Raw genomic sequence first — 13853 nt, 5'->3', positions numbered from 1 at the left:
AAATAACCTGAAAATAAACTAACTGTAGGTTCCCAGTGGACGTACCGCAGCCCAAAATTTCCAGAGACTGCCAGGCGTTAGTACAAAATCTTTAGTTGAACTTTCATTGACAATAGTGAGCTTCAGCTGCTGGATCTGCCTCTTTTTCAACGCCTGGAATAATGGATCAAACCAATCTCGTTCCATTTTCATCAATTCATTGCGCCAGTTGTATGCATCTCTGTAACAAGCGTATTTCTGTAAATTATCCAGGACGATTAATTGCTCACCCGAATTCCCGGAATGATTCAATACCTCATCTGCGTTCTCTGGCAGATCATGACACATAACCTTCCCCATTTCTGCCAGTGCATGAACCAGTACATGATTGCCCCAAATACCGGTATAGGATGTGCGCACTTCTGAAGGTCTGACACCTCCTCCCCATATCCAGATACTGTTGACCGGCAGCTCACCTTGTATTTCTCTGTTCCGGTTCAACGGGTGCTCATGAAGAAACATCTGGATTTCATTGATCCTGCTGTTCCAGATTGCACCCTCTTTTCCCCGTGACAGAAGATCATTTATATTTTTACCAACCACCTGACTCAGAAGGAATGTCTGCAACTCGGGAGTCTCATCACATTTCACATACCAGCGATCAGAATGAAGCGGCAGCAGGGTTACCCCTTCATCTGAGAAAAACTCATTGATACTATCGGCAAAAGAAGTCGCTTCCTTTAAGGAAATATTCAGAATCTGATTATCCCCAAGAAGTATATGGTTGTTCTCGACTCTGAGATGAACCGGATCGGCACGTAACCAATAACTTTCTCCTACTTCAATTCTATTTTTTTCACGCTGCAGTAATATCGAAGCTATGGGCCAGTCCTGTTGTTTGTTCACATTAAAAATTTTACACAACCAGGATTCCAGTACCTCTCCTCCGACTTCAAAACGGTTACTTTTCGCCAGAATGGTTTCCAATGCAGGTAACTTCAGGTGTTGATAAATATCTGTTTGCGAACCATCTGGCCAAAATATATCAGGAACAAATAAATGCAGATTCATTTAAAGTTGGCAAAAAAGGTAAAAAAATTCCAGAGTCAATTCTGGTGATCAGGAAATAAGTTTTGCAGTCTGGTCACATGATTACTGCCTTTTACAAATTTACGAGAAACTATGAGTTGCAAATTTGTCAGAGATAGATATAATTTTAAGAATCGTTCTCATTATTAAATTAAACAGATAGTATGCTTTATATTGAATGTTCAGTATAAAACGCATTCCTGAAAACTATTCGACAAAAAATATCTTTCATGTATATTTGCGTGTGTAAGGGTGTGACTGAGCGCGACATTCACCAGGCTGTAAAACAAGGTGCTACAAGAATGCGTGACTTGAGGAACAATTTGGGCATTACTAGCCAGTGTGGTACTTGTGCTTGTCATGCCAAAATAGCTCTGGATAAGGTATTGAATCAGGAATCTTCTCAACAGACCACTACTGGATCTTCCTGAAATCTCACCTGATTTACCACCTGCAAATATTTCTTAAAGGAGAGAAGAAATCATGAAAGGTAATGCGGATATTATTCGCTGGCTGAATCGCCAGCTGCAACATGAGTTGACTGCTATCAACCAATATTTTCTTCACGCTCGCATGTATAAAAACTGGGGATTCAACAAACTGGGTGAACATGAATATCATGAATCCATTGAGGAAATGAAGCATGCGGATCAGTTGATCGAGCGTATTCTTTTTCTTGAAGGATTACCAAATCTGCAGGAACTCGGCAAATTGCTGATCGGTGAAAATGTGCAGGAATGTGTATCATGTGACTTAGAACTGGAACGCACCTCCAGAGAAACTCTTATCAGTGCAATAGCCTTTTGTGAAACAGCCCAGGATTTTGTGTCACGTGAAATTTTTAAAGAAATTCTTGAAGATACGGAAGAACATATTGACTGGCTGGAAACACAACTGGATATGGTCAAGAATATCGGAACTCAGAACTGGCTACAGAGCCAGATTTAATCCTTCGAACGCACAGAACCAAAATAATATTATTACCGTTAGTTGTCGATAGCGGCTTAGAATTCTAGTATTCTGTATGCTTCTGTTGTCACCCGGAAAGCTGAACGTATTGTAAAATACAGGTATCTCTTGAAGCCTGTCGGGTTAGGATTTAAATCAGTTGATCCGGCTTAAATACCATGACCTCTCATTGTATTCAGTGTGGCAGCAGTCGGATTCACAAGTCCCGTTTCAGGCCCGGCGAGCGCACACCTGCTAATTTATTACTTTCTCCTTATCGCTGTCGCGATTGCAAAGCGCGTTTCTGGGGCAGGAATAATGATGCGTGTCTGGCAGCAGCGGCAGGTGTGGGGGGTATATTTCTACTGGGTACTTTCATTTGGGTAGGATTTTCCCTCAATGACCCCATGGAGAGAAGCCTGTCTTCACAGCCACAAACTGCTTTAACAGGATTATCCTGGCTGGACTCCCAATCTTCCCCCCATGTTTCATCAACCAACCTTACATTAGCAGAAGCAATTGAGCGTGGAGAAAAGATCGACCTACAATCAATCAAAAGTGAAGATACAAGCTCTTTGCCTGATCCAAGTGACAACCGGTTTTATACAATCAACCTTTTTCTTGAAAAAGCCAGGAAAGGCAACGCAGACGCCCAATATCAGTTAGGCATACTATATCTGGCTGGCAAGGGAACTCTTCAGGATTTTTCCGAAGCTTCCAAATGGTTCATTCTGGCTGCCGAACAAAATCACCCTCTGGCTCAATATGAACTTGGCCTGCTTTATCAAGTTGGCCAAGGCGTGGAAATGGATAATGAAAAGAGTTATATGTGGTTCAATTTAGCTGCAGCAGCAGGAATAGAACAGGCTATTGCGGCGCGTGATAAAGCTATGCGCTCATTGAGCCGTACGCAACTTTCATCAGCACAGAAAGCAGCCCGGGAATGGCTGGATTCCAGAAATAAACTTGGAAAATAATTACCCGGGCTTGATATAAGAAGCTGCTTCTAAAGTGCTTTAACCATATTTTCAACAACCTTCTTGGCATCACCGAATACCATCATGGTTTTGTCCATATAGAAGAGGTCGTTGTCCAGCCCTGCATAACCGACAGCCATACTGCGTTTGACAACCATTACGGTACGCGCTTTGTGAGCTTCCAGAATCGGCATTCCATAAATCGGGCTTCCCGGTACGTTTGCCGCCGGGTTAACTACATCATTCGCACCCAATACCAGTACAACGTCGGTATTCGGAAAATCGCTATTGATTTCATCCATTTCCTGCACCATTTCGTAGGGAATCTCCGCTTCTGCAAGCAGGACGTTCATATGTCCAGGCATACGGCCCGCAACCGGATGAATTGCAAAACGAACATTGATACCTTTCTTGTGCAGAGCCTGAGCCAACTCCTTGACCGCATGCTGTGCACGTGCCACGGCCAATCCATATCCCGGAATGATGATAACGCTATCCGCATTCCCCATCAGAAATGCTGCATCATCTGCACTACCGCTGCGATAGGATTTCTGTATTCCGTCATCGGTGCTCTGACTTCCTCCATCACTGCCGAAGCCTCCCAGAATGACAGAAAGAAACGGTCGATTCATGGCTTTACACATGATATAGGAAAGAATTGCGCCGGAACTGCCAACCAGCGATCCTGCTATAATCAGCATCGGATTCCCGAGTGAGAAGCCAATTCCTGCAGCAGCCCATCCCGAATAGGAGTTCAGCATGGAGATTACGACTGGCATATCCGCGCCACCAATCGGGATGATGATGAGAAAACCGAGCAGAAAAGCAATGGCCGTCATTGCAGAAAATGCTGTCCAGTTCGTCGTCTCACTAAAAAAGAACCATAAACCGAAACCAATCATAATAATGGCCAGCAACAGGTTAACCATGTGCTGACCGCTAAAAATAATCGGTGCACCACTCATCCGACCAGACAGTTTCAGGAATGCAATGACGGAACCGGACCATGTCATGGCACCAATGAAAGTTCCCAGAAAGAGCTCGAGTTTGCTGCCAGTTGGCAGTATTTCCGACAGACCGAATGAGGTTGGATTATTGACGGCTGCAATTGCAATAAATACAGCAGCAAGACCCACCAGTGAGTGCATGAACGCGATAAGTTCAGGCATTGCAGTCATCTGGATCCGTTGCGCCACAATCGAACCAATAATCGCACCTACAGCGATACAACCGAGAATCAGTGGCCAGTTTTCGGTAATGGTCAGCGTTGTGAATACGGCAATGCCCATCCCCAGCATGCCAAGAAGATTACCGCGGCGTGCAGTAAGAGGCGAACTCAATCCTTTAAGTGAGAGTATGAAAAATACAGCCGCTATCAGGTAGGCTAATGCAATGAAGTTAGCAGACATTTAGGCTTGTCCTTTTTTGTCTTTTTTCTTAAACATTTCCAGCATACGCTGGGTAACGAGAAACCCACCAAACACGTTGATGGATGCCAGAATTACGGCCGCAGCCCCTAACCATGCTCCCCAATCAGCCTCAGTTGATCCTGCTGCCAGCATCGCACCAACCAGGATAATACTGGAAATAGCATTGGTTACTGACATCAGGGGAGTATGAAGAGCGGGAGTTACATTCCACACTACATGGTAGCCAACAAAAACAGCCAGGACGAATACCGTCAGATTTATGATCGTTGGATCAATTTCTCCAATCATGTGCTTTCCTTATAGAGATTCATAAACTTTTGTGCGAACAATGTTGCCTGCCTGCTTATGATTTGCTAATTACTTCTCCAGCCATACAGACCAGACTGCCATCGATAATTTCATCTTCACGGTTTACGTTAAGCTCACCGGTTTGTGCATCAAGTATCAGATTCAGGAAATTCAGCAAGTTGCGTGCATATAGTGCACTGGCATCAGCGGCCACCAACCCGGGAAGGTTAGCGACACCTACCAGATGCACGCCATACTTGACTACAGTCTTACCCAATTCCGATAACGGACAGTTTCCACCTGCTTCAACCGCCATATCAACGATTACTGATCCTGGTTTCATTGCTTTGACCGTTTCTTCAGTAATCAGAACGGGGGCCGGACGCCCCGGAATCAGAGCAGTCGTAATGATGATATCTGCAGCAGCAGCACGTTCCTGAATCAGCTCACCTTGCCGGCGTTTATAATCTTCTGACATTTCAGTTGCATATCCGCCGGCAGTTTCAGCTTTGGCTTTTTCCTCATCTGTCAGAGGAACTTCCACAAATTTTGCACCCAGACTCTCAACCTGTTCCTTCACTGCAGGCCTTACGTCAAATGCCTCGATTACAGCTCCCAGACGTTTGGCAGTTGCAATAGCCTGCAGTCCGGCCACACCTGCCCCCAGAACCAGTACACGTGCAGCTTTGACTGTACCGGCTGCCGTCATCAGCATAGGGAAAAATTTCTGATATATATCAGCTGCCAGGATGACGGCTTTGTATCCGCCAATATTTGCCTGGGAAGACAATACGTCCATACTTTGTGCCCGCGATATTCGTGGCAGTTTTTCCATCGCGAATGCGGTCAATCCATGTCTGGCTACAGATTCGATTTCTTCCGCATGATGCGGGGTAAGCAGACCTACCAGTACCGCATCCTTTTTCATTAGTGCCAGCTCATCTGCTTCAGGCCCCCGTACCTTCAGTACGATCTGGGATTGTTCATACAACTGTGAAGCAGCGGAGACAATAGTAGCACCGGCCTCCTGATAAGCTGAATCAGGAATACTGGCACCAGCACCGGCGCCCGCCTGTACCAGAACAGTATGCAGCCCCTTGGCAGTCAGCTTTTTGATGGTTTCTGGCGTGGCCGCCACGCGCGTTTCTCCTGCACGCGTTTCGGCAGGTATGCCTATGTGCATGGATATTCTCCCTTGTTATTTTGATGATTCATTAATTAAAAGTTGTGACATGGATCCAATTGGTGCCAAATTATAAATCAATTTAAAGCCGATTGAATCCCGACGGCATTTTCTGTTTTGTCAGGAAACATGGCTACTGCCCTGTTGCAGACAATGGCCGATCCAGTGGCTCGTCAATTTCTCCTGAACACTGTTCTGACGCAAGCGCGAAGCCAATCCACTGAAATCGACCAGATCCAACGGCTGATCCTGATTGAAGCAGGAGAAAACATAGGAAATTTCTCCTGTAACAGGATCTTTTTGCGGTTGCAGACATTGCGCACAGATTTCTTTCATCATGCACTGCATCGGAGAATTGATCGAACCCACCGCAAAATGCTCCACCTTAAGGTAAGGCGCAAGCTGCTGGTGCCGTGCGGCAGCTACGGCTGCCATCATACGATCGGAACCGATTGCAATGATGCGGTCAGCAGCCTGCATCGAGATCGGTGCACTACCGAGTTCACCGCTGGCATAAGCAACCATTGCCTGTACAATATTTCCGACGTAACTCAGATCACCCGAACGTGAAGGTTGAAAGCCAGGCGCTTCATCACTGCACCAGACGATGGTATCCGCAGCCGCTTCTATTTCCGCGACTTTATAACGGTCAGCCAGTTTCTTGTAGCCGGCAAAATACAAAACTTTACAACCGGCAGCGCGCGCAGCAGCACCAATCGAGAATAGTACCGCGTTGCCCAGACCGCCTCCTACCAGTACAACAGTTTCGTGAGATTCGATTTCTGTTGGAGTACCAGTAGGTCCCATCAGTACGACCGGTTCGCCTGGTTGAAGTAATGCACATAAATTTGCCGATCCCCCCATTTCCAGTGCTATCAATGATACCAATCCGTTAGAAACATCCACTGAAGCGCCAGTGAGGGCGATACCTTCCATCGCCAAGCGTGTCTGTTCGGATATTCCTGCAAGTGAAGCATAATTTTGGAAACGGTAAAACTGCCCCGGGTGGAAATGACGAGCTGCCAATGGTGCATGAACGACTACCTCGATGATATTTGACGTCAGCCTTTCTACCTTATGCACGGTAGCACGCAACTGCCCGCCAATTTCAGTAAAAAACTGAGAGGCAGATTGCACTGATACAGGTCCGGTCTGGGCAAGTACACGACTGACTGTCGGATATCCCTGTTTGGCACTGGCCATTGCTTTGACCACATTGCCGGAATAAGATGGATGCAAATCACCGAAGAAACTGATGAAACGTCCATCATCGGAGTGACTCAGCAATACTGCGGGCGTTTCCGGTTTGGGATTGCCCCGGATTGCGTCAAGAGGCTGACCCTGTTCATCACAGGAAGCAAAATAACGCCCATTCAGTTTGAAGTTATGTGCATCTTCACGTGCCAGAACAGTATTGGGCTGAGTGCCTGCGGCGACCAGAATCGTCCGGGCAGGTTGGGTCACTTCTTTAACTTTATACCAACTGCCTTCTTCATTCATCGCCTGAACTGCGAAACGAATGGATTGAGCATGCTCCCACTGATCAACATCGATTCTCAGTGGTGTCAGACCTTCTGCAAAATATATCCCCTCCTCCAATGCTTTCTCTACTTCTTCATGGTTGAGGGTATAGGAAGGGCTGTCAATCAAACGCTTCCGATAGGCAATCATGGCGCCTCCCCATGATTGCAGCAATGCTGCAACACGGGGTTCGCGTCCTTCCCGCGCAGCCTGTGCTTTTTCATTGCGAATAGCTCGGGCATGAGTCATGAATTCTTCAGCGATTTCGCGTTCTTCACTGTCCCAATTCGCTCGTATCGCGGCCTCACCCTGTACTGCAGCCAGTATTTCATAACGCCGCAGGAATTTTTCCACCTGAACCGGATAATAAGCCAGTGCTTCTGTTGCGGCATCGATTGCCGTCAATCCGCCACCAATTACTACTACCGGCAACCGTAGCTGCATATTGGCGATAGAATCACTCTGAGCAGCACCCGTCAGCTGAAGTGCCATCAGGAAATCAGAAGCTGCACGTACACCCCGTGCCAGTCCGTTAGGAATTTCCAGAATAGTCGGGCGTCCCGCGCCTGCCGCCAGCGCAATATGATCAAATCCAAGATTCCATGCATCCTCGACAGTCAGCGTGCCACCAAAACGGATGCCACCGAACAGCGCAAATTCCGAACGCCGTTCCAGCAATAAACGGATCAGTTTAAGAAAATTCTTGTTCCAGCGTACTGTAATGCCATATTCAGCCACCCCCCCAAACCCTGCTGGTAACCGCTCATCCAGATCCTCACTTAACTGCTCGACATCAAAAATCGGGGTAAAGGCACTACGTTCACCCTTTATGTTTATTCCGGACAGGCTGGCTGATAAAGGCTCTATTTTCAACCCATCCACGCCAACGACAGTATGCCCGTCATTCATCAGGTGATGTGACAATGTGTAGCCCGCTGGTCCCATTCCTACTACCAATACTTTTTTACCTGTTGCCGCTTTAGGATAGGGCCTGAGTAAATCGAGAGGATTCCAGCGTGTCAAAAGACTGTAAATCTCAAATCCCCAGGGCAATTCGAGCACATCTTTCAATGTCCGTGTTTCCGCTTGCGGAATATTGACTGGATCCTGTTTCTGATAAATACACGATTTCATACAATCGTTACAGATACGATGCCCGGTTCCTGCGCACATTGGATTATCCAGCACGATCATGGCCAGGCTGCCAATTGCCACGCCCTGTGTCTTGAGCTTGTGAAACTCCGAGATTCGCTCTTCCAATGGGCAACCAGCAAGTAGCACACCCAGGTCATTTTTTTTGAAAGCTTTTACTTCAGGAACCTCTTTCGATTTCTGCGGGAACCCTTTCGAGCAGGAGTCTTTGCCCTGTTCATGGCACCAGATACAGTAATTAGCTTCATCCAAAGCACCTGTCAGATCGGTCCCCTGGTCTGTCAGTGAAAAACCTTCCCGATAGCGGACATGGTCGAGACTATGGACCGTATACCCGTTACGATCGTCACTCGTCAGGGATAACAGATGCTGAAAATCCAGTTTGCGCGGAGATTTGAACAAAATGCCCTGGCGAGTATGCGCCTGCCCTTCAGATGTGCGCAGTGCCCAGGCAGCATAGTGCAACGCAAGCTCGAGCTGAGCTGCATGATTGACTTCATCTTCCATCCAGCGCGCAACATGTGACGCAAAAACCAGCTCTGAAAAAGGTTGGCCGAACTCTTCAACCAACTTCTGTTCAAGTATTGATCCGTTCAACGTTTGCAATACTTCATCACTTACTTTAGTTTTGGCGCGCCGCTGTACAAACTGACGCTTACAAAAATAAAGGGGCGCGAGTTCATGATGACGTGCAGTCAGTGCACTGACCTCAGCTTTAATACCAAATAGCGTTGCAATGAAATCTTCCAGCCAGGGTGCAACTTCGATCAATAAAGCAGATTCATCCTTCCGAGCCAGTAGTTCTGGGTTCTGACGAGCCTGAATCAGATGATCGTGTAACGTGGAATCACCTTCCTTGAGGAAATTCAGGAATATCTGATCGAGTTTGATCAAGCCGGCTCGTTCGTACAATTCAGGAAAAGAAATACCAAATTCTAGAGCGAGTGCCGTAACGGCAACTGTTGAAGATGTGGTAAATACTGATCGAGAATCAATCATATTTTTATCAGTTAAGGGATATTTTTCAGATACGAATAGGGAAACAGATTGAAGTGAAGCCTTGTGCCAATCAGAGCAATCAATGATTCAGCAAATCATTCCAGCGGCAACAGTATTATTACTGACCTCATCTATCAGGATAAAACAGCCGGTTCCGCGGTTTTGGGTATAGGCATCAATGACAAGCGGTTGCTGTACTTTTATTCCAATCCGGGCGATATCGTTCATTGTCAACGCATCAACCACCTCATGATTCATCGTATTGATATCGACCCGGTAATCGATACGAGCAATCAGACCTTTGATCATATGCGTGGTATGTTTAACGATATATTTGCGGCCAGGGTCAAATGATTGCTCTGATAACCAGCAAAGCATGGCATCGAATTCTCTGGTAACTCGCGGTGGCTCTCCACCATTGACCAGCATGTCCCCCCGCGAAATATCCAGATGATCCTCAATCGTCAATGTAACCGACTGCGGAGCAAATGCCGTTTCCAGAGTGCCATTATAAAAAAGGATTTCTTTGATACGCGAAGTCAAACCAGACGGCAGTACCGTTACGGTATCTCCCACGTGCACGGAGCCGGATTCAATTCTTCCCATATAACCACGAAAATCATGCATGGCTTCCGTTTGTGGACGGGAAACCCACTGTACCGGGAAACGAAAATCGTGCGTATTGACATCCTGTTTTATATCAATGGTTTCCAAATAGTCCAACAAGGGTTGACCTGAATACCAGCCCAGGTTGTCACCGCGTTCCACGACCATATCTCCCACCAGTGCAGACATCGGAATATATTCAACGGAACGCGAACCCAACCCTTGCAAGAACGCGGAGAATTCAGTGCGAATCTGATTGAAGACATCCTCAGAATAACCAACCAGATCCATCTTATTGATCGCCACCACCAGATGAGGAATACCTACCAGACTGGCAAGATAGGCATGTCTCCGGGATTGTGTCAGAACACCTTTGCGCGCATCTATCAGGATAATTGCAAGATTGGCGGTAGAAGCGCCCGTTACCATATTACGGGTATACTGCTCGTGGCCGGGTGTATCAGCAATGATGAATTTTCGTTTTGGGGTAGTGAAGTAACGATAGGCTACATCAATGGTGATTCCCTGCTCCCGCTCTGCCTGCAAACCGTCAGTAAGCAGTGAAAGATCTACTTTTTCCATTCCCCGCTTATTGGAGGTCTTTGCAATGGCATTCAGTTGATCCTCGAAGATAGATTTGGAATCATGTAACAAGCGCCCGATCAGGGTACTTTTACCATCATCCACACTTCCAGCAGTAATAAATCGAAGTAACTCGGCATGCTCGAGGCCAACATTTTCAACGACAGACATGTCTCAGAAAACCTATGAAGATAAAAAATAATACTGAGGTTGCTTCAGCGTTACACTAAAAATAGCCTTCCCGCTTCCGCAATTCCATTGATGCTTCTGAAGTCTGATCATCCATACGTGTTGCACCTCGTTCAGTAATTCGCGTCAGTGCTGTTTCTGCAATGATCTCTTCAACATTTTTGGCATGAGAAGCAACCGGACAGGTACAACTCATATCACCGACAGTACGAAACCGTACCATCATGTTTTGTACATGCTCACCTGCTTTGGGCTGTACCAGATACGATATCGGTAACAGGCCGTTATCCCGCACAATCACTTCTCTTTCGTGTGCAAAATAAATTGATGGAATTTCAAGCTGCTCCCGCCCGATATATTCCCATATATCCAGCTCCGTCCAGTTACTGATCGGGAAAACCCGGATGTTCTCCCCCGGGTGTGTCCGGGTATTGTAGAGACTCCATAATTCCGGACGCTGATTCTTTGGATCCCACTGACCGAATTCATCACGAAATGAGAAAATACGCTCCTTAGCCCGTGCTTTTTCTTCATCTCTGCGAGCACCGCCAATACAGGCATCAAATCCAAATTCCTCGATTGCATCCAGCAGTGTAATCGACTGAAAAGGATTACGACTCTGATTTCCAGATCGTAAAACCACACGACCGCGCTGAATGGAATCTTCCATACTGCGCACAATCAGGCGTTCTCCCAGTTCTTTTGCCCGGTAATCCCGGAATTCGATTACCTCCGGAAAATTATGGCCGGTATCGATATGCATCAACGGAAAAGGAAACCGGCTGGGACGAAAAGCTTTCTCGGCCAGCCTCAGTAAAACGACTGAGTCCTTCCCTCCGGAAAAAAGCAGTACGGGATTGGTACATTCTGCTGCAACTTCCCGCATGATATGGATCGCTTCACTTTCCAGTGCATCCAGATGAGTAAAATATGACCTTTGGTTCATCTTGTTCGTGTTTAAAATACTAATTTATGCTTCTATTTTCCGGGTATGTAAACCACATTCCCTGGATTCGGGATTCTCCCACCACCAGCGCCCTGAGCGAATATCTTCACCCGGCGTGATCGCCCGGGTGCAGGGGGCACAACCAATACTGGGATAAAAGCGATCATGCAATGCGTTGTAGGGAACATCGTGCTGCCTGATGTAATTCCATACATCCTTCTCGGTCCAGTCACAGAGTGGATTGAATTTGTGCAGACCGTGATCGCTATCGTATGCCGATAGCTCTAATTCTTCACGTGTCGTCGATTGATCACGACGCATCCCCGTAATCCAGGCTTTTTTATCAGCCAGCGCACGTTTCAGAGGTTCAACCTTACGTATGTAACAACAACGCTTACGCAAGGCGACACTATCATAAAACCCGTTTGGCCCATGCTGTGCCACATAGCGCTCAACAGCCGATGCATCAGGAAAATAAGCATGAACGGAAACACCATAATGCTCTTTTACCTTTTGCATCAGATCATAGGTCTCCTCCGGCAGGCGCCCGGTATCCAGAGTAAATATGCCAATTCCAGGATAATGGCGCGCAATCAGATCCGTCAGTACCATATCCTCAGCACCAAAACTACTGGCAAACACAGCAGGAGAATAATCCCGCTGAATATTGCCTAACAAACTGTGCAACTGCTCAACCTTTTGCTGCAATGCCTGCTCACCCATATTAATAAGACATTATTTTACCTGACAAACACCCATTCACAAAAACATCTACATAAGCTTATCGATTTCGATTTGATGCGAATGCTATTGCACTATTTTCGTAGTGTGTCAAACGGTGCACAGCGCAGATGACATTATTTTTGTGCTGCTCTTTATAGTATGCAAGCATAGCAATTATATTTATAATTCAAAAGAATATTGAGTTAATTATATATTATTTATTTTTATATAGATGAAACTTCAGCAATTAAAATATCTTCATGAAATTGCAAAACAAAAGCTGAATTTATCCAAGGCAGCAAATGCCCTGCATACTTCACAACCTGGGATCAGCCGACAGATCCAGCTACTGGAACAAGAACTGGGGGTTGAGATTTTCACACGTCACGGCAAACGTATTATCGGCATTACGCAGCCAGGGCTTGCGATCCTGCAAACTGCTCAGCGGATGCTGCAGGACGCAGACAACCTGAAAAAAATTGGAAATGAATTTAATGATAAGGAAAGCGGTACATTTATTATTGCGACTACTCACACACAAGCACGATATGTACTTCCTCCTGTAATCAAGCGCTTTATCGAACACTACCCGAAAATCAGGCTGTCCTTACGACAGGGAAGTCCCATAGAGATAGCCACCTGGGTTTCATCTGGTGAAGCCGATTTAGCTATAGCAACCGAAGCTATCGAATTATTCGATAAACTTGTCATGCTGCCTTGCTACGAATGGAACCGCTGCATCGTTGTTCCACCCCGACATCCATTACTCCAGCTTAAGGAGTTAACACTTGAATCCATCGCCCAATACGCTATCGTTACCTATGATTTTGCCTTTACCGGCCGCTCCAAAATCAACCAGGCATTCGAATCCAAAGGGCTGAAACCCAATGTGGTACTGACCGCACTTGATGCGGACGTAATCAAAACCTATGTAGAAATAGGTTTAGGCGTAGGCATTCTGGCAAAGATGGCCTTTGATCCAGTTCGCGATAAAAAGCTACGAGCTATTGATGCCGCACATCTGTTTGAACCCAGCACTACCCGCATCGGCATCTGTCGTAACAGTTACATTCGTCACTATGTTTACGATTTTATCGAGATGTTCGCTGCTCATCTCGACATGGAAACAGTTAATAAATTACTCAAAAACCCCGAAAATCAACAGTTATCTATAGCCAACGATAAATAAATCTCTCGGCATACCTCGATTGATGATCAGATTGCTTTCTGATAGACTCCGC

The 13853-nt window shown here is 46.3% G+C and carries 12 protein-coding genes; 4 read left to right on the top strand and 8 right to left on the bottom strand.

The window, feature by feature from the left end; genetic code table 11:
- Positions 1–18: 18 nt before the first annotated feature.
- On the bottom strand, positions 19–966 hold the full coding sequence (locus HRU73_RS04615) for a hypothetical protein (protein WP_287399648.1): 948 nt from the start codon (positions 964–966) through the stop codon (positions 19–21).
- A 332-nt stretch (positions 967–1298) separates the two neighbouring features.
- Between HRU73_RS04615 and HRU73_RS04610 the strand changes: the two genes are divergently transcribed.
- The 3 genes from HRU73_RS04610 to HRU73_RS04600 all read left to right on the top strand — a co-directional run bounded on the left by HRU73_RS04610 (position 1299) and on the right by HRU73_RS04600 (position 2993).
- Positions 1299–1499 carry a (2Fe-2S)-binding protein gene (locus tag HRU73_RS04610; RefSeq protein ID WP_074671136.1) on the top strand — a complete coding sequence of 67 codons (201 nt, stop codon included), beginning with the start codon at positions 1299–1301 and terminating at the stop codon, positions 1497–1499.
- Between the two features lie 52 nt (positions 1500–1551).
- Positions 1552–2016 carry a bacterioferritin gene (bfr, locus tag HRU73_RS04605; RefSeq protein ID WP_011111474.1) on the top strand — a complete coding sequence of 155 codons (465 nt, stop codon included), beginning with the start codon at positions 1552–1554 and terminating at the stop codon, positions 2014–2016.
- A gap of 407 nt (positions 2017–2423) precedes the next feature.
- A complete protein-coding gene (locus tag HRU73_RS04600) occupies positions 2424–2993 on the top strand; it encodes a tetratricopeptide repeat protein (RefSeq protein ID WP_234988974.1) in 570 nt (189 codons plus the stop codon).
- A 29-nt stretch (positions 2994–3022) separates the two neighbouring features.
- Here the strand turns inward: HRU73_RS04600 and HRU73_RS04595 are convergent, their stop codons facing one another.
- The 7 genes from HRU73_RS04595 to HRU73_RS04565 form a co-directional block, all read right to left on the bottom strand.
- The gene (locus HRU73_RS04595; RefSeq protein ID WP_011111472.1) at positions 3023–4402 is read right to left on the bottom strand and encodes an NAD(P)(+) transhydrogenase (Re/Si-specific) subunit beta; all 1380 of its coding nucleotides are present in this window, start codon (positions 4400–4402) and stop codon (positions 3023–3025) included.
- The gene (locus tag HRU73_RS04590; RefSeq protein ID WP_011111471.1) at positions 4403–4711 is read right to left on the bottom strand and encodes an NAD(P) transhydrogenase subunit alpha part 2; all 309 of its coding nucleotides are present in this window, start codon (positions 4709–4711) and stop codon (positions 4403–4405) included.
- Between the two features lie 55 nt (positions 4712–4766).
- Positions 4767–5894: a Re/Si-specific NAD(P)(+) transhydrogenase subunit alpha gene (locus tag HRU73_RS04585; RefSeq protein ID WP_287399646.1), complete on the bottom strand. Its 1128-nt coding sequence runs from the start codon at positions 5892–5894 to the stop codon at positions 4767–4769.
- A gap of 120 nt (positions 5895–6014) precedes the next feature.
- On the bottom strand, positions 6015–9566 hold the full coding sequence (locus HRU73_RS04580; RefSeq protein ID WP_287399644.1) for an FAD-dependent oxidoreductase: 3552 nt from the start codon (positions 9564–9566) through the stop codon (positions 6015–6017).
- An 87-nt stretch (positions 9567–9653) separates the two neighbouring features.
- A complete protein-coding gene (gene cysN / locus HRU73_RS04575; RefSeq protein ID WP_276678073.1) occupies positions 9654–10925 on the bottom strand; it encodes a sulfate adenylyltransferase subunit CysN in 1272 nt (423 codons plus the stop codon).
- Positions 10926–10980: 55 nt separating this feature from the next.
- The gene (gene cysD / locus HRU73_RS04570; RefSeq protein WP_011111467.1) at positions 10981–11889 is read right to left on the bottom strand and encodes a sulfate adenylyltransferase subunit CysD; all 909 of its coding nucleotides are present in this window, start codon (positions 11887–11889) and stop codon (positions 10981–10983) included.
- A 24-nt stretch (positions 11890–11913) separates the two neighbouring features.
- Positions 11914–12612, bottom strand: coding sequence for a phosphoadenylyl-sulfate reductase (locus HRU73_RS04565; protein ID WP_287399642.1), 699 nt, complete (start codon positions 12610–12612; stop codon positions 11914–11916).
- A 232-nt stretch (positions 12613–12844) separates the two neighbouring features.
- On the opposite strand from HRU73_RS04565, the gene cysB reads away from it, so the two are divergent.
- Complete coding sequence (gene cysB / locus HRU73_RS04560) at positions 12845–13801, top strand: HTH-type transcriptional regulator CysB (RefSeq protein ID WP_011111465.1); 957 nt, start codon at positions 12845–12847, stop codon at positions 13799–13801.
- Positions 13802–13853 lie beyond the last annotated feature (52 nt).

Origin of the sequence: Nitrosomonas sp. H1_AOB3, from assembly GCF_015709435.1 — a bacterium.
GTDB classification, from domain to species: Bacteria; Pseudomonadota; Gammaproteobacteria; order Burkholderiales; family Nitrosomonadaceae; genus Nitrosomonas; species Nitrosomonas europaea.
This window is presented reverse-complemented; position numbering and strand designations above follow the sequence as displayed.

Coding starts and splice junctions, on each gene's coding strand:
- HRU73_RS04565 (WP_287399642.1), bottom strand. CDS start 12,612: ATGGGTGAGCAGGCATTGCAGCAAAAGGTTGAGCAGTTGCACAGTTTG.
- cysN (WP_276678073.1), bottom strand. CDS start 10,925: ATGTCTGTCGTTGAAAATGTTGGCCTCGAGCATGCCGAGTTACTTCGA.
- HRU73_RS04600 (WP_234988974.1), top strand. CDS start 2,424: ATGGAGAGAAGCCTGTCTTCACAGCCACAAACTGCTTTAACAGGATTA.
- cysD (WP_011111467.1), bottom strand. CDS start 11,889: ATGAACCAAAGGTCATATTTTACTCATCTGGATGCACTGGAAAGTGAA.
- HRU73_RS04595 (WP_011111472.1), bottom strand. CDS start 4,402: ATGTCTGCTAACTTCATTGCATTAGCCTACCTGATAGCGGCTGTATTT.
- HRU73_RS04610 (WP_074671136.1), top strand. CDS start 1,299: ATGTATATTTGCGTGTGTAAGGGTGTGACTGAGCGCGACATTCACCAG.
- cysB (WP_011111465.1), top strand. CDS start 12,845: ATGAAACTTCAGCAATTAAAATATCTTCATGAAATTGCAAAACAAAAG.
- HRU73_RS04580 (WP_287399644.1), bottom strand. CDS start 9,566: ATGATTGATTCTCGATCAGTATTTACCACATCTTCAACAGTTGCCGTT.
- HRU73_RS04590 (WP_011111471.1), bottom strand. CDS start 4,711: ATGATTGGAGAAATTGATCCAACGATCATAAATCTGACGGTATTCGTC.
- bfr (WP_011111474.1), top strand. CDS start 1,552: ATGAAAGGTAATGCGGATATTATTCGCTGGCTGAATCGCCAGCTGCAA.
- HRU73_RS04585 (WP_287399646.1), bottom strand. CDS start 5,894: ATGCACATAGGCATACCTGCCGAAACGCGTGCAGGAGAAACGCGCGTG.